Source organism: Rhizobium sp. SVR5-2C, from assembly GCF_056755115.1.
Genome location: NZ_JBNDHT010000078.1, coordinates 12945 through 30777, shown reverse-complemented (window position 1 = coordinate 30777; position 17833 = coordinate 12945). Strand labels below are relative to the sequence as shown.

The 17833-nt window shown below is 61.4% G+C and carries 19 protein-coding genes; 8 read left to right on the top strand and 11 right to left on the bottom strand.

Annotated elements, in window-relative coordinates:
* Positions 1-52 precede the first annotated feature (52 nt).
* Positions 53-1915, bottom strand: a complete 1863-nt coding sequence (locus ACPYOI_RS21280; protein ID WP_481416546.1) for a glycosyltransferase family 2 protein — start codon at positions 1913-1915, stop codon at positions 53-55.
* Positions 1916-2022: 107 nt separating this feature from the next.
* On the opposite strand from ACPYOI_RS21280, the gene ACPYOI_RS21275 reads away from it, so the two are divergent.
* On the top strand, positions 2023-2895 hold the full coding sequence (locus tag ACPYOI_RS21275; RefSeq protein ID WP_481416547.1) for a transporter substrate-binding domain-containing protein: 873 nt from the start codon (positions 2023-2025) through the stop codon (positions 2893-2895).
* Here ACPYOI_RS21275 and ACPYOI_RS21270 read toward each other — a convergent pair.
* The 5 genes from ACPYOI_RS21270 to ACPYOI_RS21250 form a co-directional block, all read right to left on the bottom strand.
* On the bottom strand, positions 2892-3305 hold the full coding sequence (locus ACPYOI_RS21270) for a tellurite resistance TerB family protein (RefSeq protein WP_168828236.1): 414 nt from the start codon (positions 3303-3305) through the stop codon (positions 2892-2894). The two genes, ACPYOI_RS21275 and ACPYOI_RS21270, sit on opposite strands and share 4 nt — an antisense overlap.
* Positions 3306-3367: 62 nt before the next feature.
* On the bottom strand, positions 3368-4108 hold the full coding sequence (locus ACPYOI_RS21265) for a thermonuclease family protein (protein ID WP_481416548.1): 741 nt from the start codon (positions 4106-4108) through the stop codon (positions 3368-3370).
* An 11-nt stretch (positions 4109-4119) separates the two neighbouring features.
* The gene (locus tag ACPYOI_RS21260; protein ID WP_168828238.1) at positions 4120-4782 is read right to left on the bottom strand and encodes a S24 family peptidase; all 663 of its coding nucleotides are present in this window, start codon (positions 4780-4782) and stop codon (positions 4120-4122) included.
* A gap of 104 nt (positions 4783-4886) precedes the next feature.
* Positions 4887-5534, bottom strand: a complete 648-nt coding sequence (locus tag ACPYOI_RS21255) for a response regulator (RefSeq protein WP_481416549.1) — start codon at positions 5532-5534, stop codon at positions 4887-4889.
* A 92-nt stretch (positions 5535-5626) separates the two neighbouring features.
* A complete protein-coding gene (locus tag ACPYOI_RS21250; protein WP_481416550.1) occupies positions 5627-6025 on the bottom strand; it encodes a hypothetical protein in 399 nt (132 codons plus the stop codon).
* Between the two features lie 118 nt (positions 6026-6143).
* Here ACPYOI_RS21250 and ACPYOI_RS21245 point away from each other — a divergent pair, with 118 nt between their 5' ends.
* Both ACPYOI_RS21245 and ACPYOI_RS21240 read left to right on the top strand, forming a co-directional pair.
* Positions 6144-6497: a DUF952 domain-containing protein gene (locus ACPYOI_RS21245; RefSeq protein ID WP_481416551.1), complete on the top strand. Its 354-nt coding sequence runs from the start codon at positions 6144-6146 to the stop codon at positions 6495-6497.
* The gene (locus tag ACPYOI_RS21240) at positions 6494-7582 is read left to right on the top strand and encodes a quinone-dependent dihydroorotate dehydrogenase (protein WP_481416552.1); all 1089 of its coding nucleotides are present in this window, start codon (positions 6494-6496) and stop codon (positions 7580-7582) included. The genes ACPYOI_RS21245 and ACPYOI_RS21240 overlap by 4 nt, the downstream gene beginning before the upstream one ends.
* On the opposite strand, the gene ACPYOI_RS21235 is transcribed toward ACPYOI_RS21240, so the two are convergent.
* The 3 genes from ACPYOI_RS21235 to ACPYOI_RS21225 are packed head-to-tail and all read right to left on the bottom strand — an operon-like array spanning position 7558 to position 9701.
* On the bottom strand, positions 7558-8904 hold the full coding sequence (locus ACPYOI_RS21235) for an MATE family efflux transporter (RefSeq protein ID WP_481416553.1): 1347 nt from the start codon (positions 8902-8904) through the stop codon (positions 7558-7560). The genes ACPYOI_RS21240 and ACPYOI_RS21235 overlap by 25 nt on opposite strands.
* Before the next feature lie 30 nt (positions 8905-8934).
* Positions 8935-9432 carry a CAP domain-containing protein gene (locus ACPYOI_RS21230; RefSeq protein ID WP_168828244.1) on the bottom strand — a complete coding sequence of 166 codons (498 nt, stop codon included), beginning with the start codon at positions 9430-9432 and terminating at the stop codon, positions 8935-8937.
* Positions 9433-9434: 2 nt separating this feature from the next.
* A complete protein-coding gene (locus tag ACPYOI_RS21225; RefSeq protein WP_481416554.1) occupies positions 9435-9701 on the bottom strand; it encodes a DUF6460 domain-containing protein in 267 nt (88 codons plus the stop codon).
* A 142-nt stretch (positions 9702-9843) separates the two neighbouring features.
* On the opposite strand from ACPYOI_RS21225, the gene ACPYOI_RS21220 reads away from it, so the two are divergent.
* Both ACPYOI_RS21220 and ACPYOI_RS21215 read left to right on the top strand, forming a co-directional pair.
* On the top strand, positions 9844-10770 hold the full coding sequence (locus tag ACPYOI_RS21220; protein WP_481423336.1) for a methyltransferase: 927 nt from the start codon (positions 9844-9846) through the stop codon (positions 10768-10770).
* Between the two features lie 207 nt (positions 10771-10977).
* Positions 10978-11613 carry a YitT family protein gene (locus tag ACPYOI_RS21215; protein WP_481416556.1) on the top strand — a complete coding sequence of 212 codons (636 nt, stop codon included), beginning with the start codon at positions 10978-10980 and terminating at the stop codon, positions 11611-11613.
* Between the two features lie 352 nt (positions 11614-11965).
* Here the strand turns inward: ACPYOI_RS21215 and ACPYOI_RS21210 are convergent, their stop codons facing one another.
* Both ACPYOI_RS21210 and ACPYOI_RS21205 read right to left on the bottom strand, forming a co-directional pair.
* Positions 11966-12427 (bottom strand): carboxymuconolactone decarboxylase family protein, encoded by a 462-nt coding sequence (locus ACPYOI_RS21210; RefSeq protein ID WP_481416557.1) that lies wholly within the window; start codon positions 12425-12427, stop codon positions 11966-11968.
* A 24-nt stretch (positions 12428-12451) separates the two neighbouring features.
* Positions 12452-12955 carry an RrF2 family transcriptional regulator gene (locus ACPYOI_RS21205; protein WP_481416558.1) on the bottom strand — a complete coding sequence of 168 codons (504 nt, stop codon included), beginning with the start codon at positions 12953-12955 and terminating at the stop codon, positions 12452-12454.
* Positions 12956-13126: 171 nt separating this feature from the next.
* Between ACPYOI_RS21205 and ACPYOI_RS21200 the strand changes: the two genes are divergently transcribed.
* The 3 genes from ACPYOI_RS21200 to ACPYOI_RS21190 all read left to right on the top strand — a co-directional run bounded on the left by ACPYOI_RS21200 (position 13127) and on the right by ACPYOI_RS21190 (position 17813).
* Entirely contained in the window at positions 13127-13882 is a 756-nt protein-coding gene (locus ACPYOI_RS21200) for an ABC transporter substrate-binding protein (RefSeq protein WP_481423335.1), read from the top strand.
* Positions 13883-13945: 63 nt separating this feature from the next.
* On the top strand, positions 13946-15199 hold the full coding sequence (locus tag ACPYOI_RS21195) for an NAD(P)/FAD-dependent oxidoreductase (protein WP_481416589.1): 1254 nt from the start codon (positions 13946-13948) through the stop codon (positions 15197-15199).
* 103 nt (positions 15200-15302) lie between these two features.
* On the top strand, positions 15303-17813 hold the full coding sequence (locus tag ACPYOI_RS21190) for a ligase-associated DNA damage response DEXH box helicase (protein ID WP_481416560.1): 2511 nt from the start codon (positions 15303-15305) through the stop codon (positions 17811-17813).
* The last annotated feature ends 20 nt before the right edge of the window (positions 17814-17833 follow it).

The following is a 17833-nucleotide window of genomic DNA, read 5'->3' as shown; positions in this document are numbered from 1 at the left end:
GGTTAGATCCGTGCAATTTCTAGGCATGCATTTCTAGGCGCGTTCGGTTTGGCTATGCCCGCCTTTTACTGGGCGTATGCGGGGTCTTGTCCCAGAAGAAGGGGTTTGTTCTAAGTTGCAGCACGGCTCGCCACGCTGCTGCCGAGAGCATGAGCCAGTAGAGCGGCAACCCGGTCCACCGCAGCCCCATTGCCGCTTGCTCGCTGCCGTCCAGTTTCATCCGCCCGAGCCCAACAAAGATGATGTAGCTGAACACGACGTTGCAGAAATCGATGCCGAACAAGATCCATTCAACGGGATGTTTCGCCGTCGTTCCGACAATGACATCGATTGCGGCGCTCGCCAAAAAGACAAACAGCCACGGATGGGCGAGCGAGGAAAGCAGCATTCCCGCGATAAGCAATTGAAAAACAGCAAAGCCGAACAGGCCCATCTCCCGCATCGGCTTTTGCGGCTCTCGCATCAGCACCAGCCAAGTCTGCAGCCAGCCTTTGAACCAGCGTGTTCGCTGGTGTATCCACATCTTGGGCGTAGACGGCGCATCCTCAAGCGTTAGGCAGCTCAATACCCCACAGCGATATCCGCGCCGATAAAGACGCATGCCAAGATCGGCATCCTCCGTCACGTTGTAAGGGTCCCAGCCACCGGCTTCCTTAAGGGCTTCCGTCTTGAAGTGGTTCGATGTACCGCCGAGCGGCATCGGCAGGCGAAAGCGGGCGAGCATCGGCAGCAGCATTCGAAACAGCGCAGAATATTCCAGTGCGAATGTAGCCGAAATCCAGGAATCGCCGCTATTCGCAATGACCAGAGGCGCCTGCAGGCACACGATCTCCTTGCTGCTGGCGGCAAATGTCGCATGAGCTTCCCGCAGTTGATCCGGGTGCGGACGATCCTCGGCGTCGTACACCGCAAGGAGTTCGCCACGCGCGGCAGCAAGCGCATAGTTCAACGCTTTTGGCTTGGTTCGAGGTTTGGCAGGCGGCACCTCGATGATCTCGAATTGCGGGCCGAGTTCCTGCGCCCGCAAGGCGGCGATAGTCTCATGGTCGTCCGCCTCGCAGACCAGCTTGATATCGAGCCGCGATGCCGGCCATCTCAACCGGTTCAGCGAAGCGACGAGCTGGCTCGCAACCGCAGCTTCCTTATAAAGCGCAATGAGAATGGTGTAGACCGGCAACGGTCCTTCAGGAGCGGCGTGATTGCCAAAACGATGCCGGCGGCTTGTGAGCGCAACGATCCGGATCATCATCGCCGCGAGATAGAATATGGAAATGGACCCATGAAGTGCCAACACCACGGCGTCGTTGAAGATCGCGCCGGTTATCAAGGCGGTGATTGCGACGCCCGCGAAGAAGCCCTGCTTGCCCAGCAGGACTATCCGTGCGCTCAGTTCGGGGCTGCGCTCGAACAGGCCATTGACGCTATCGTTGATCCGTCGGCGGGCGCCGGCATTCCAGACAGCCGCCCGCAGCGCTTTCGGCGTTGTTACGACGAACTGCGGCCGGAGCTCTGGCTTCGCCTCGAACCTTGCGTTGAGCGCCGCTATCTGGCGAGCCGGGGGCACCATCGCATGCATGCCCTGCTGCATGTAATGCAGCCGCACCATCGTCGGTCGGGTGAGCTGGGTATCAAGCGCCTCGTTGTCGTGGATCAACCGGATGTCGAGCTCATCTAAGAACGGGAGCCGCAGCATTCGGGCGAGGGCAGCGTAATAGCTGTCGGTGTTGATCCAGCCGTTTGCCAGCAGTTCATCTTCGATGGTGGTGCCGTTTTGCCGCGCCAATTCGGTCGCGCGCGCAATGGTCGGCTTGCCGATACCGAGCTTCAGGAGAACGGCGATCTCGTCGCGAAAGTCCGCGCCGTCTCCCGCAGTTTGGCAACGCTGCTCTGAAGGCGCACGAATGGTTGATCGCACGCTGTCGCCTACGACAGCGCCGCCTGGCGCATATTCCCCCGTACGCATGACTCTGATACACCATCGCCGAGAGGCGATGCCCCCGCCCTAACCCAGGCCGGATAATAATGACACAATCTTTCCTTGCATCCCTAGTTTTTAAGGGATTTTTAATATTTTTGCTGTCACAGGTTGCAGTTCACGCGGAACCGGCCGCGGCGCAGCAGGGGGCGTCATCGCTGCCGGTGCTTTTCGATGCTCGCGAACGCCTTGCCAAGCCGGACCTTTCGTCGCTTGTTCGCCTGCGATTTCTGACCTCCATCGACTTCCCGCCGTTCAACTTTACCGATCAGAACGGTAGGCTGGCAGGATTTAATGTCGACCTGGCGCGGGCAATATGTGACGAACTGGAAGTTGCTTCGAAGTGTGAAATCCAAGCGCTTCCCTTCGCCGATCTGAAGGAAGCGCTTGCGGCTTCTCAAGGAGATGCCGTCATTGCCGGGCTGGCCGTGACCTCGGAATTGCGCAAGCAATTTACCTTCAGCCGCCCCTACCTGATGCTGCCCGCTCGTTTCGTGCGCAATGTCAAAGCCGATATCAAAGGGGATACTGCAGCGGCTCTCTCCGGCCTGTCGGTCGGGGTCGTCAAGGGGACTGCCCATGAAGCTATGCTCGCGGCCTATTTCCCGGCAATAAAAGCCGTACCCTTCGATAGCAAGGAAGCTCTGCTTGCCGCCTTGAAAGACAAGAAGGTGGATGCCGTCTTCGCTGATGCCTTGCAACTGTCCTTCTGGGTCTCGTCGCAGGCGTCCGCGAGGTGCTGTGCACTCTTTGACGGCCCCTATATGTCGGAGCAGTTTCTCGGCGAGGGGATGACGATCATGCTTCGGCAGAATGACAGCGTACTGACGGCGGCACTCGATCACGCGCTTGCAGCACTTTCCAGAGACGGCCGCCTGCAGGAAATTTACCTGCGGTATTTCCCGTACGGGCTGTACTAGCCCTTGCGGAAGCGGGCGATTGCGCTGCGCTCGATGGCGGCGCACGTAAGCTTGTCGAGCCCCAGCCGATCGCGGAGCATGCTGAGCAGCCGCAACTCCTCGGCTTTAACCGACAGGTCGGCGGAGGCGACTTCAACCGCAAGCGCATAGGCCGTGTCGTAAAGCCGCGCCGGCAGCGTGTCTTTCACGGTCTCCAGCACGACATCGAGACCTTCCGGTCCAGCGAGCAGCGCCGCGCAGTCGCGGGCGATCGAAATCAGCTTGCCGTCGTCGAAATCCTTGAAGACCGGGAGAAAGCCGATCAACTGGCCCATGCGTTGCATTTCGCGGTCGTTCATCGTGCTATCGACAGCGGATGCCATCACCATCACGTAGATGAGCGCATCATGGGCGGAAAGCGGCTTGTTCATTCGGTCATTCCCTCTGCTTTGTCCGGACATTAGGAATTTCCGGCCGCCGTTACAAGGCATGGCTAGAGGGGATCGAGCGGATCATCCGGCGGCGCTGCGGGCGGCGGGGCAAGCGATGCGTCCTTGCGAGGGTCCTCCCCGTAGACGCCCTTCTTCTGCGCCTTGGCTTTTTCGCCCAGGGCGACGAGGGGCGATCCGGCGCCGGCATCGGCCCAGCCGTTTTCCGCCAGCCACTTGGAGAGGTCCTGCGTGCCGATCTTGCAGGAGGCCGTCGTGGTACCGCTCCAGTTGGCGTCCTTCAGATCGCAGGTGATCGAGCGCAACCGCAAAAAGAGCCGAAAATTCGTTCTGGCAAGCATGCCGCAAGGCCATTCGTTTCCATCGGGCCCTTTGCAGATCATGTCAGTCGGCGTTGGAACGATACCTACTAGCTGTAGCTTCCTGTCGCCGAAGGCAATAACGCCTGCATTTTCTGCGACTGGCCTCGGCAGCGTTGCGGCTTTCTGCGGCTGCGGTTTTGGCTTCTCAGGTTCGCGCGCTGCAACCCGTTCCAGCGGCTTGCCATCCACCTCGGCCGGATAGAATTTGCTGGATTCGTCAACCCGCCGTGCTCTCATGCTGATCCTCGGGTCGGGAGCGGCAGCAGGCGGCACAACGGGTTCCTGAACTTCGGGAGTCGCCGCGTCTTCAACGCTCGCGGTCGGTTCCATATCCGGCTTGGGAAATCGTGCCCTGCCAGCCGCCAGCATCCCGGCGACAACGCCCATTCCCGCAACAGCTGTCAGAAGCGCCGCAGGCCGCATGGAAGATTTTCCTATTGGCTGGCCCAGATAATGCGCGCGATCCAGTCGACGTCGGAAAGCTCGATCGTCCGGTTTGGGTGTTCGGGATTGAGGGACAACAGTTCGATCGACCGCGGGCTCTGGCGCAGCAGAACTTTGGCCATCACTTCGCCCTCGCGGGTCTTGACGACGACACGGTCGTTGCGGCGCACCTGTGCGCCGGGCTCCACGATCAGCACATCGCCGTCGCGATAAAGCGGCATCATGCTCTCGCCCTGCACTTCGAGGGCATAGACACCTGCCTTCTGCGAGGGCGCTATGGGGAATTCGACAACATCCCACCCCTGGCCAGCCGGGAAACCGCCATCATCAAAAAAGCCACCTGCACCGGCCTGTGCAAAGCCGAGCAGGGGGATCGAACTCGTCGGCGGCGGAAAGGCGCTGTCCCGTCCGGAAAAGCCGTTTGCGGGCTGCATGAAGCCCATGAACTGCTCCATCGTCGACCCGGTCGCATAGAGCACCTTGGCGATCGATTCCGTCGACGGCCAGCGTAGACGGCCATCGGAAGACAGCCGCTTGGATTTGTTGAACGAGGTGGGATCGAGACCGGCACGGCGCGCAAGACCGGACGGCGTCAGGTCATGCCGTTCGGCAAGCCTGTCGATCGCTCCCCAAATCTGCTCGTGTGACAGCATCTTGCGTGATCCTGCGCCGCGGGCGCCGCTCTCCAATCGCAAGAAAGATTAACGCCAAGCCTTCCCCGAGTAAAGAGGCAAGAGGAATAAAATCCTGTTCTGGCTTAGGCGACCATCGCGACGTTGATCTTGCCGAGCTGGATGACGGCCTGCGTGCGGCTGTCGACATTGAGCTTCAGGAGGATCGCCGATACATGCGCCTTGATCGTTGCTTCGGAAACGCCGAGTTCGTAGGCGATCTGCTTGTTGAGCAGCCCTTCGGCGAGCATGGTAAGTACCCGGCTCTGCTGCGGCGTCAGCGTGTGGAGGCGATGGATGAGGTCCGCGACGTCCGGATCCTGTTCCTGCCCATCACGATAACCCTCAGGTGTGGCAATGTCGCCGGCCAGCACCCTCTGGATACTGCGGCGAATATCTTCGATGCCCGAAGATTTGGAGATGAAACCCGAGGCGCCGAGTTCCAGGGCGCGCCGGATTGTCGTGGCATCATCCGTCGCGGAAATGATGACGATCGGCAGACTGACGAATTCGGAGCGAAGCGCCATGAGGCCGGAAAAACCGCTAACACCAGGCATTGCGAGATCGAGCAGCATGAGATCCGCCTCAGGGTGTTCGCCTGCCGCAGCACGCGCAGCTGCAAAATCGCCAGCTTCCTCGACTATCCACCGCCCGTCCATGCCGGCCACTGCCTGACGCAACGCATCCCGGAAAAGCGGGTGGTCATCCGCGATGATGATCGTCTGTTCCTGCATCGAAAACTCCCTCCCAAGAGTTCGATCTCGTCTTCCGCAATGTCCGCCGGAACCCCGCCGCACATGCGTTCCCCCTGATTTAGTATATCAAGTTAGGTCTTCTGCGGAAGAGGCGCGGTCTTTTCCTCCTCCTGGAATTGCTTCACCATCCCCATGAAGCTCTTCATGAACCGCTCCATGATGCTGATCGAGCGGTCGACCTCCGCATCCGTCGGGAGCGCCTTGTTGACGATGCTCTTGTTCTCGAGCGCCGTTACGCGGCTGGAAAGCCGGTCGAGTTCATCCTCATAGGCGGCGCGTTCGTCCGCCGCCATGCGGCAGACCAGCGAGCCATCCTTTTCCTCGCAAAGCGACATGGCGCCGGTCTGCTTATCGAGCCGGACGAAATGATCGCCGCTCCGTTCAAGCTGGAAGCGAGCCGGGTCCGGGTCGGCTGCAAGCGCCGTCAGCGGCAGAAGAAGTGCGGCAATCCCGGTTGCGATCGTTCTCATGGTCTCATCCTCCGGATTTTTATTGCGGCCGCCCTGTTTTTGGTGGGGGAGCCGTGGACATCGCCGTCTGTTTCCGGCAAAGCGCTCACCACAAGATCAGCCATTGCATGAGGCCATCATGACTGTGACGCCGACCCTTTACAAGATAGTGACTGAAGCACTCTGGCAGGAAGCCGAGCAAAACGGCGTTTTTCATGGCGCCGCCATCGACCTCAAGGACGGCTTCATTCACTTCTCGACGGCAGCGCAGGTGCGGCAGACGGCGGCGCTGCATTTCGCCGGCCAACCGGGGCTGCTGCTCGTCGCAGTCGACGGCGGCAAACTTGGCGATAAGCTGGTTTTCGAACCCTCCCGCGGCGGCGATCTCTTCCCGCATCTTTATGCCGACCTGCCGCTTTCGACGGTCGTATGGGAAAGGCCGCTGCCGCTTGACGATGCCGGCCAGCATATTTTCCCGGAGCTCCTGCCGTGATCGGGGCGTTCAAGCACGCTGCCCGCAAAGGCCTTTTTCTCTTCGACCCGGAAACCGCGCATGGGATGTCGATTGCGGCATTGAAATCCGGCCTGGTTCCGGCCTGCCGCATCGCGCCTGATCCGCGCCTGACGCAAACCGTCGCAGGCCTGACCTTCGAAAATCCGCTCGGCATGGCGGCCGGCTACGACAAGAATGCCGAAGTTCCGGAAGCCCTGCTGAAGCTTGGTTTCGGCTTCACCGAAATCGGCACGGTCACGCCAAAACCGCAATCCGGCAATCCGCGCCCGCGCATCTTCCGCCTGGTGGAAGACGAGGCCGTCATCAACCGCCTCGGCTTCAACAACGAGGGCCACGACGCAGCCCTCCAGCGTCTGTCGGCGATCCGGGGCAAGGGCATCATCGGCGTCAACATCGGCGCCAACAAGGACAGCGAAGACCGCATCGGTGATTATGTGACCGGCATCCGCCGTTTCTATTCCGTCGCGCGCTACTTCACGGCCAATATCTCCTCGCCGAATACGCCGGGCCTGCGCGATCTGCAGGCGCGCGAGAGCCTCGCCGCGCTTCTGTCCGCCGTGCTTGCCGCCCGGGACGAGGAGGCTGCCAGATCAAGCCGGAAAATCCCGGTCTTCCTGAAAATCGCCCCCGACCTGACCGAAGAGGGGATGGATGACATTGCGGGCGAAGTGCTTTCCCATGCGCTGGACGGCCTGATCGTCTCCAATACGACGCTCGCCCGCGACGGCCTCAAGGACCAGCGTCAGGCAAAGGAAGCCGGCGGTCTTTCCGGCAAACCGCTCTTTGAAAGATCGACTGCGGTTCTTGCGAAAATGCGCAAGCGCGTCGGGCCGGCACTCCCGATCATCGGTGTCGGCGGTGTCTGCTCGGCGGAAACCGCACTGGAAAAGATCAGGGCAGGGGCCGACCTCGTGCAGCTTTACTCCTGCATGGTCTACGAAGGTCCCGGTCTGCCGGGCGATATCGTCCGCGGGCTCTCAAAGCTCCTCGATCGCGAGAAGGTCTCGTCGATCCGCGACGTGCGCGGCACCCGCACCGATTATTGGGCGGCCCGGAACGTCTGATTGGCGCGTGGCTTCACCAGCATTGCCAGGAAGATGCCGCGGAAAAGCAGGAAGGCATTCATCGAAAGCCAGAGCCCGTGATTGCCGAAGAGCGGCACGAAGACGGCCAGCGTAGCAAGGTAGCCGGCAAACGACATCAGCATGCGGTTGCGCATGTCGGCCGACCACGTCGCGCCGATGAAGACACCGTCCATGAGGAAGGCAAGGGCGCCGGTCAGCCCGGTGACCGCCGCCCAGGGCAGGTAGGTCTCGGCGGCCGCCTGCACCTCCGGTGAGGTCGTCAGCAGCGAAATCAGCCACGGACCGGCGGCGAGAAAGAAGGCGGAGGCCGCCAACGCCAACCCGAAGGACCAGATGGCCGTCAGTTTCAGTCCGCGGTCGAAGGCCGGTCGGTGGGCCGCACCGATCGCCCGCCCGGTGATCTGTTCCGCAGCATTGGCAAGCCCGTCGAGATAGTAGCTGGAAAGCAGGAAGAAGTTCATCAGCACGGCATTGGCGGCAAGCGTGACCGCCCCGAAGCTCGTGCCGATCCGCGTCATGATAGCAAAGGAACCGATCAGCACGAAGGTGCGGATCAGGATGTCGCGATTGAGTGCAAAGAGCTCCGCCAGCCGGTGCCGCGAGAAGATCTCAGCCCGCTTTGGCCGGTCGGCAGCTGTGAAACTCCTGAGAACGAGAAAGAGGCCGGCGAGTGCGCCCGCCGTCTCGCCCGCCATGCTGCCCCACGCGACGCCGGCTACGCCCCGGTTCAGCCAGAGGCCGAGATAGATCGAAAGCACGATATTGATGCTGTTGATCAGCGCTTGCAGGAAGAGGCCGGTGCCGCCTTGCCCGCGACCGAGGACAAAGCCGAGGATCGCATAGTTCGCGAGGGCCGCAGGGGCGGCAAGAATTCGGATGGAGAAATAGGTGCTCGTCGCTTGCGCTACCGCCGCTTCTGGACCCATCAATGCGAGTCCCGCCGGCAGCAGCAGCGGCGAAAGACAGAGAAGCGCAAGCCCGCAGCCGAGCGCCGAAACCATTGCCCGCCAGAAGACGCCCTGCTGCTCATGCGCGTCACCCCGTCCTAGCGCCTGCGCCGTCAGACCGGTCGTCGAGGCCCGCAGGAAGTTGAAGCTGCCAAGGATGAGGTCGAAGAGCATGGCTCCGATCGCCAGTCCTGCCAGCGCGTCCGGTTGCCCCATGTGGCCCACGACGCCGGTACCAACGAGGCCGAGCAGCGGCGTCGTCATGAAGCCGAGCGTCATCGGAATGGCGATCGACAGCACCAGCCGGTGCGTTACATCGAATGTCAGTCGGTTTTCGCGCGCGCGATGATCCATTTCCGCCTCGGGCTTTAGAGGCAGAACGCCTCAGCTGGAAAGAACCATTGCCCAATACGGCACGTTTCTGGAAGCGGAATTGTGAGCGACCGCGACGCCGAGACCGCTATAGCGGCCGAGCATGTTTTCCAGATGGTGCGGTGAGTTGATCCAGGCCGTCACGACAGCCGGAACCGACTGCTGGCCGGCGGCAATGTTCTCCGCTGCCGGCAGCTGGACGCCGCTCGCCTTGACGCGGGGTCCAAAGCCGTCGGCAATGCCCATGACGTGCTTCATCTTGCCAGCCGATGCCATGCGCTTCGCCTGGAACAAGGCGGCAGCCGTTGCCGCCGGATCGGCGCGGAGCGATGTCAGACCGTTTTTGCCGCGAAGTTGGTTGACGAGCGGCAGCGCCGCCGCTGTCTCGTCCTCTCCGTCCGAAGGCGTGGAGGACATTTGTGGTGTGGTCGTGCAGCTCGCGACGCCCACCAAGAGGAAGAGACCTGAAACGCGCAGGAGGTGACGTCTGGAAAGATCGATCGTAGTCATGGTTACCGCCGAAAGTTGAAAAGACGGATGATGATGAAAATCGGAATCACGACTGTTGCCCCAAGGAGCAGGTAGTCGCCGATCCGGCCGAGAGCGGCAAAGCCCCGGTGCCAGATTTCGCGAATGAAATCCCGGATGCCGTAGACGAGGTCCAGCGGCGCCCAGCCGAAAACGGTCATTACGAAGCCGACGATCAGTGAAACGACGACGAGCTTCACCAGTGTGCGGGCGAGCGAGTCGCCCAGAAACTTGTTTACCTGATCGGACATGCCCCATCTCCTGTTTACCGTGCAATACGATTGCAGATCGTTGCCTGCAAGCGCTTTCCGGTACTGGCCGTTTCGCCTGTGAAATAGGACTTGAGTTTTTTTGTGGCCGCCGCCAAATGCGCGTCGTTCAACGGGTCACACCATGCAGCAGAGCCAGCTTTCCTCCGGCGACGTTATCGCCGACCGCCGTGCCGATTATGCGAAGATGCTCGCCGAAGGCGGCGAGCCGGATGCTGCCGCCGAGCTGATGGAGCAGGCTCTCGAACTGACCCCGGGCTGGGCCGCCGGCTGGTACCGTCTTGCAACCTACCGGGAGAAGGCCGGCAACATGGAAGCGGCGGTCGAAGCCTATGGCAAGACCGTGTCGCTTGATCCTGAGGACATCTTTGGCGCCGGCCTCAACCTCGCGCTTCTCGGCGCCGCCGCAATGCCGGACCAGCCTCCAAGCCGCTACGTCGAGAGGCTGTTCGACGACTATGCCGCCCGCTTCGAAACCTCGCTTGTCGAGAAGCTGGACTACACGGTTCCCCGAAAGCTCGCCGCTCTTGTCGTTGCCACCGGCCGCAAATATGCGCTCGCTGTCGATCTCGGCTGCGGAACCGGTCTGCTGGGGCCGGAGATCCGCACTCATGTTGGCGGGCTTGAAGGCTATGACCTTTCGCAGAACATGCTCGCCAAGGCCCATGAAAAGGGAATCTATGATCACCTCGCGCAAGCCGACCTTTCGCTTGCGCCCGAAGCCTCCGGCATTTTTGCCGATGGGGCGGAGCATCGCGCCGATCTGATCACCGCCGCCGACGTGCTGATGTATCTCGGCAATCTCGAAAGCGTTTTCGCGATCGTCGATCGCCTCGCAGCCCCTAGCGCCGATTTCGCTTTCTCGGTCGAGGACGCGGGGGAGGCCGATGGCTTTCACCTTGCGCCATCGCTGCGTTACGCTCACGCAGAAACCTATGTTCGCGGCCTTTGCAGACGCTACGGTTTCGAGATCATCGCGTCGGTCAAAACCACTATTCGCAAAGATGGCGGCAGACCCGTTTCCGGTATCCTCTTCCTTGCGCGCCGGTAGCGTTTCGCGCATAAATCTTGCGATTTCAAAATAGGTCAGCATTGCTTACGTATTTTGCTTGCTCGCAACTGCGAAAGCCTGCTAGTCCGGGCACTAGCTGAGGCGTCGCAGAGAAAAGCGCGAGGCGTCGGCCTCTTCCATCATCACATCTGCCGCGCGGGATTTTTCCGGCGCTCTTGAACTCGTCTGCCGTTGGAGATTGACGACATGGCCCAGCTCATCAGTGCCCTTGGATTCTGGAACACACGTGCGACCCGTCACACACCGCTCGAGGATGTGCAGGGGATATTCTCCGGCAGCCTTGTTTCCGCACTTGGGCTTTATGTGCTTGCCAGTGCCGGGCTTCTCACCGGCAGCACCGCCGGCATCGCCTTCCTGCTGCACTATGCCTTCGGCGTGAATTTCAGTTTGGCCTTCTTCCTGCTCAACCTGCCGTTCTTCTATCTTTCGTGGAAACGCCTCGGCGTCGCCTTCACGGTAAAGACCTTTGTCGCGATCGGTGTCACCTCGGCGCTTGCCGATGTGCAGTCGCGCTTCTTCCAGATTTCCAGCATCCACCCGGCTTGGGCAGCACTCCTCGGCGGCCTGCTGCTCGGCTTCGGCCTGCTCGCGCTTTACCGCCACCGGGCGAGCCTCGGCGGCGTCGGCATTCTCGGGATTTACATGCAGGAGCGTTTCGGCGTCCGTGCCGGCTTCGTACAACTTATAGTTGATATGTGCGTGCTCGCGGCTGCCTTCTTTGTGACCACGCCGCCGGTCGTCTTCTATTCGGTGCTGGGCGCCGTCGTTCTGAACCTCTTCGTCGCGATCAATCACCGCGCCGATCGCTATATCGCCCTGTAGGTATTTAACCGCCAGTCAACCATGAGCTATTCGTGTTCGACCATGAACTATTCGTAACTTGTCTGTTGTCCGGTCCGGAGCGACTGTGCCTTTGCCGGGCAGATGAGGTGACGATATGTCAGAGTTAGAAGAGCTTGTCAGACGCCGTATGAGCGAAGAATACGCCAAGGGCGCCTCCGCAGACGAAATCGTAAAAGTTGTTCGCGAAATATTTAATAGCGTTGATCTCTTCGCTGAGCGGCAGGCGTCGTTGCGGCGCCGATAAGTCCGAACCGGCCCGAGATTGTTCGGGCCGGTTGTTTGCAGTCTTCGCCACGCCCGAGATACCGGGCCCTAGCGCAGATGAAATCCCTCAGGCGGCTTTTGCCGGGGCATCGAGCGGATGCTGGCTGCGGAAGCCGACTGCGAGGCGATTCCAGATGTTGATCGTGCCGATTGCTACGGTGATCTTGGTCATCTCCTCTTCGGAGAAATGCGCCTTCAGCGTCTCGTAATCGGCGTCGGGCGCGCCGGTGGCGGCGATGTTGGTGACGGCATCGACCCAGCCGAGCAGCGCGCGCTCCTTGGCGTCGTAGACCGGCGATTCACGCCAGACGCACATCAGATTGATCCACTGCTCGCTAAGTCCGTCATGACGGGCCTCCTTCACATGCATATCGACGCAATAGGCGCAGCCGTTGATCTGCGATGCGCGCAGCTTGATCAGATGGATAAAGCGGCGTTCGAGGCCGGAACCCTGGACATATTGCTCCAGGGCGGTAACCGCCTTGTAGGCCTCCGGCGAGGCTTTTGCGAAGTTGAAACGTGCTTGCATGGTGGTCTTCCTTTGGGTTGTGGCTCAGCGAGCCGTCTTGCGTTCATGAATTTCGAGAAAGGCGCAGCCGCGCGCTGCAATCCGGCCGTCGTCGTCGTCGGCTGCAAGCTCCGTCAGGATGTCGGCGATGCTCGTCTTCGCAAGCTCGGCGCGGTAGGCGCGCTCGGCTCTCAACATCGCCGCACTGACCTGACAGGGCTTGGTGAAGTATCGCGCAGGCAACGGGTTCGGGCCGCGCTGGCGGATCTCGCTGCAGCGAAATGCAGGCTCCGGACCTTCGACAGCAAGCACGATGTCGAGCAGTGAAATATCCTTCGTTGCCTTCGCCAGCCGGTATCCGCCTTTGGGACCCGGCACCGTCTGCAGAATGTCTGCACCGGAAAGCGCCTGCAGATGCTTCAGCAGATAGCTCGGCGAGACGCCGTGGAATTCCGCAATGGCCGCGGCTGAAAGCACGCCTCCATCGGAGAGCCCGGCAAGCACAGCTACGCTGTGGATTGCCTGTTCGACGCCGTCACCCAGCTTCATGCGGAAATATCCCTTCTATTCATGGATAAAAAATATCCACGATTTAGCGCTTTTTGTCAAGCTGATATCTGCGCGGACCGAATACGAGCTGCGTCGTGCCGGGTTGTGAAGTGGCAAGGATTCGCTAAAGTTGGCCCTGTTGGGCAAAACAATTCCAATGGGGGAACAGCAATGAGAAAAACGATTTTCCTGGCGGCCGCCGCCTTGCTTGCAGCGACGCACCTCGCATCTGCAGAGGATACGATCCGCATCGCAACGGAGGGCGCCTATCCTCCCTTCAACTATGTCGAATCCGACGGCAGCCTGAAGGGTCTCGACGTCGACATGGCCAAAGCGCTTTGCGAGGAGATGAAGGCCAAGTGCACCATCGTCGCGCAGGATTGGGACGGGATCATCCCCGGCCTTCTCGCCAAGAAGTATGATGCCATCATCGCGTCGATGAGCATCACCGAGGAGCGCAAGAAGCAAATCGACTTCACCAACAAATACTACACGACGCCGCTCGCCGTCGCCGTTCCCAAGGACAGCGCGCTGAAGGGCGTCAGTGTGGAGGACATGAAGGGCATGGTTGTCGGCGCGCAGGCTTCGACCACGCAGGCCGACTACCTCAACGACGTCTACGCGAAGGGCGGCGCTGAAGCGAAGATGTATCCGACGCAGGACGAGGCAGTGACCGACCTGCACAACGGTCGCATGGACGCGCTGATCTCCGACAAGTTCGTGGTGGTCGACTGGCTGAACAAGGCCGGCAAGGATTGCTGCAAGCTGCTCGGCGACGTTCCCGGCACCGAAACGCAAGCCGGCATCGGCATCCGCCAGGGAGAGACCGAACTGAAGGAGCGGTTCAACAAGGCGATCGACGCGCTTGTTGCCAACGGGAAGTATCAGGAAATCACCAAAAAGTATTTCCCCTTCGACATTTACTGATCGCTTGCCGATCCAATCGCACGGAGGCTCGGAGCCTCCGTGCCCTTTAGCCAAGTCTATCCGATGAAAACAGATATCCTCGTTCTCGGTGCCGGCATCGTCGGCGTCAGTGCGGCCATTCATTTGCAGGATCGCGGCCGGTCCGTTGCGCTTGCCGATCGCGGCGAGCCCGGCGGCGGCACCAGCTATGGCAATGCCGGGCTGATCGAGCGTTCCTCCGTCATTCCCTACGCCTTCCCGCGGCAGCTCGGCGCCATTGTCAAATATGCGCTGAACAACTCATCGGATGTCCGCTACGATCCGGCTTACCTGCCCCGCATCGCCGCATGGCTTGCGCGCTACTGGTGGCATTCCTCGTCAAGGAATCTGGAGAAGGCGACGCGGGCGCTGTTGCCGCTGATCGAGGCGAGTGTCTCCGAGCACGACAAGCTGATCGGACGGGCCGGCGCTGCCGATCTCATCCGCGAACGCGGCTGGATGTCGTTCTACAAGGATCCGCGCCGTTTCGAGGCCGCCCGCGCCGAGGCCGCGAGCCTGTCTGCCTATGGTCTGGCGACACGCGTTCTCGAAGGCCGCGAGTTTCTGGCGCTGGAGCCTGCCTTTGCCGCGACCGGCAGCCGCATTGCCGGCGGCGTTCACTGGCTCGACCCGAAGACCGTGACCGACCCGCAGGCGCTGACGGCTGCCTATGCGAACCTCTTTGCGGCCGCCGGCGGCAAGATCGTCCGCGCCGACGCCTCCACCCTGCGCGAGGAGAAGAACGGCTGGTCGATCACGACAGCCCAAGGCGAGATCATCGAAGCCACAGAGATTGTCGTTGCGCTCGGTCCGCAATCAGGGCTGATCTTCCGCAAGCTCGGCTACGCCTTGCCGCTGGCCATCAAGCGCGGCTATCATCGCCATTATGCGCAGCGCGAAGGTCAGCCGCTCGGCCACCCTGTCGTCGACGAGGAAGCCGGCTATGTGCTGGCGCCGATGGCGCGCGGCATTCGCCTGACGACGGGCATCGAATTCGCTGCGCCCGATGCTCCGCCGAATACCATCCAGATCAGCCGCGCCGAGGATCACGCCCGCGCGCTCTTCCCGCTCGGCGAGCCGGTGGAGGCGACGCCCTGGCTTGGCCTGCGGCCCTGCCTGCCTGACATGCGGCCGGTGATCGGCCCTGCGCCGCGCCATCGGGGCCTTTGGTTCAACTTCGGGCATGCCCATCACGGTCTAACGCTTGGCCCGGTAAGCGGCCGGCTGCTGGCCGAACAAATGGCAGGCAACGACACCTTCGCCGATCCTAAGCCCTTCCATCCGCATCGCTTCCTCTAGATCAAAGAGATAGAGCGGGATTCCGAAAGCCGCTCGCACTTTTCGGCATCCCGCTCTGGATCCGCCATTCTATTCCGGCGGTCGGTGCACTACCTTTAGCGCCGTGGACCAGATCGATTCCGAAGCCCGCGCTGTCCTGCCCGCTCCCTTCATCCGCTGGTTCGCGGAAAAGGGCTGGCAGCCCCGCGCCCATCAGCTGGAACTGCTGGCCCGCGCTGAAGCCGGCGAAAGCACGCTGCTGATCGCACCGACCGGCGCCGGCAAGACGCTTGCTGGCTTTCTCCCGGCGCTGACCGACCTCACCCGCCGCGGCAGGATTCCGCCGGGCTCGGCCTTCACGGGCATCCACACGCTCTATGTCTCGCCGCTGAAGGCGCTTGCCGTCGATATCGAGCGGAACCTGATGAAGCCGGTCGCGGAGATGGGCCTCGCCGTCACCGTCGAGAACCGTACGGGCGACACACCGCATGCCAAGCGCCAGCGTCAGAAGCTGAACCCGCCCGATATTCTGCTGACGACGCCGGAACAGGTGGCGCTTTTGCTCGCCAACAATGAAGCGGAACGCTTCTTCAAGAACTTGAAATACGTCGTCCTTGACGAGTTGCATTCGCTGGTCACCTCGAAGCGTGGGCACATGTTGTCCCTCGGCCTTGCCCGCCTGCGCAAGCTCGCGCCCGGCGTGAGGACAATCGGTCTGTCCGCCACCGTCGCCGAACCCATGGACCTGCAGAAATGGCTGGTGGCGCAGGAAGAGGGCAGGGAACGTCACGCCGGTCTCGTGATGGTCGACGGTGGTGCCAAGCCGGAAATCTCGATCCTCTCGACAGACGAGCACATCCCTTGGGCCGGTCATACCGCCAAATACGCCATTCCGGATATCTACAAGCAGCTGACCGAACACCAGACGACACTGCTCTTCGTCAATACGCGCTGGCAGGCCGAAATGCTGTTTCAGGAACTCTGGACGGTGAACGAGGAAAATCTGCCGATCGCGTTGCATCACGGCTCGCTCGACGTCGCCCAGCGCCGCAAGGTGGAGGCCGCCATGGCCGCCAACAAACTGCGGGCCGTCGTCGCCACCTCGACGCTCGACCTCGGCATCGACTGGGGCGATGTCGATCTCGTCATCCATGTCGGCGCGCCAAAGGGTGCCTCGCGTCTTGCCCAGCGCATCGGCCGCGCCAACCACCGCATGGACGAGCCCTCGAAGGCAATCCTGGTCCCCTCTAACCGTTTCGAAGTGATGGAGTGCCAGGCAGCACTCGATGCGAATTACCTTGGCGCGCAGGACACGCCGCCTGTTGGCCGCGGGGCGCTGGACGCGCTCGCGCAGCATGTGCTCGGGATGGCCTGCGCCGAACCGTTCGACATGCTGGAGCTGTATGATGAGATCGTCAGCGCCTCGCCCTATGCCGATCTCAGCTGGGAGACCTTCGAACAGATCGTCGATTTCGTCGCGACCGGTGGTTATGCGCTGCGCACTTACGAGCGTTATGCCCGCATCCGCAAGACGAAGGAAGGCCGCTGGCGCGTCTCCAATCCGCAGGTCGCGCAGCAATATCGCTTGAATCTGGGCACGATCGTTGAAAGCCCGATGCTGAATATCCGTATGGTCAAGCGAGGTCAGGCGGGCAAGATCGGCCGCGGCGGCGCGACGCTCGGGAAGGTCGAGGAGTATTTTCTCGAGCAGCTTGCGCCCGGCGACACCTTCATCTTTTCGGGCAAGGTGCTGCGCTTCGAGGGCATCCGCGAAAACGAGGCGCTCGTATCGCAGGCTTTCTCCTTCGACCCCAAAATCCCTTCCTATGCCGGAGGCAAGTTCCCGCTGTCGACCTATCTCGCGGACCAGGTGCGCGCCATGATCGCCGATCCGGACCGGTGGCACCGTCTTCCTGATCAGGTGCGCGACTGGCTGGCGCTTCAGAACGACAAGTCGATGTTGCCGAAGCGCGACGAATTGCTGATCGAGACCTTCCCGCGCGGCAGCCGCTGCTACATGGTCGCCTATCCCTTCGAAGGGCGTCTCGCGCACCAGACGCTCGGCATGCTGCTTACGCGGCGCCTGGATCGTGCCGGCGCCAAACCTCTCGGTTTCGTGGCCACTGATTATTCGCTCGCCATCTGGGGTCTGGAGGACATGGGCCTCATGATCCAGAACGGCCGCCTCAGCCTTTCCGATCTCTTCGACGAGGATATGCTCGGCGACGATCTGGAAGCCTGGCTCAACGAATCTTTTCTCTTGAAGCGCACCTTCCGCAATTGCGCCGTGATTGCGGGCTTGATCGAGCGCCGCCATCCGGGCAAGGAGAAGACAGGGCGGCAGGTCACCGTCTCGGCCGACCTGATCTATGATGTGCTCCGCAACCACGAGCCGGATCACATCCTGCTTCAGGCAACCCGGCAGGATGCGGCGACCGGCCTTTTGGATATTTCCCGGCTTGGCGATATGCTGAAGCGAATCAAGGGTCACATCACGCATCGTGCGCTGGACCATATCTCGCCGCTGGCGGTGCCCGTCATGCTGGAAATCGGCAAGGAAGCGGTGCCCGGTGAAGCCCACGATGCTCTGCTCGCGGAAGCCGCCGACGACCTGATCGCGGAAGCGTTGAGTTGAAGACTTAGGATAGACGAGAT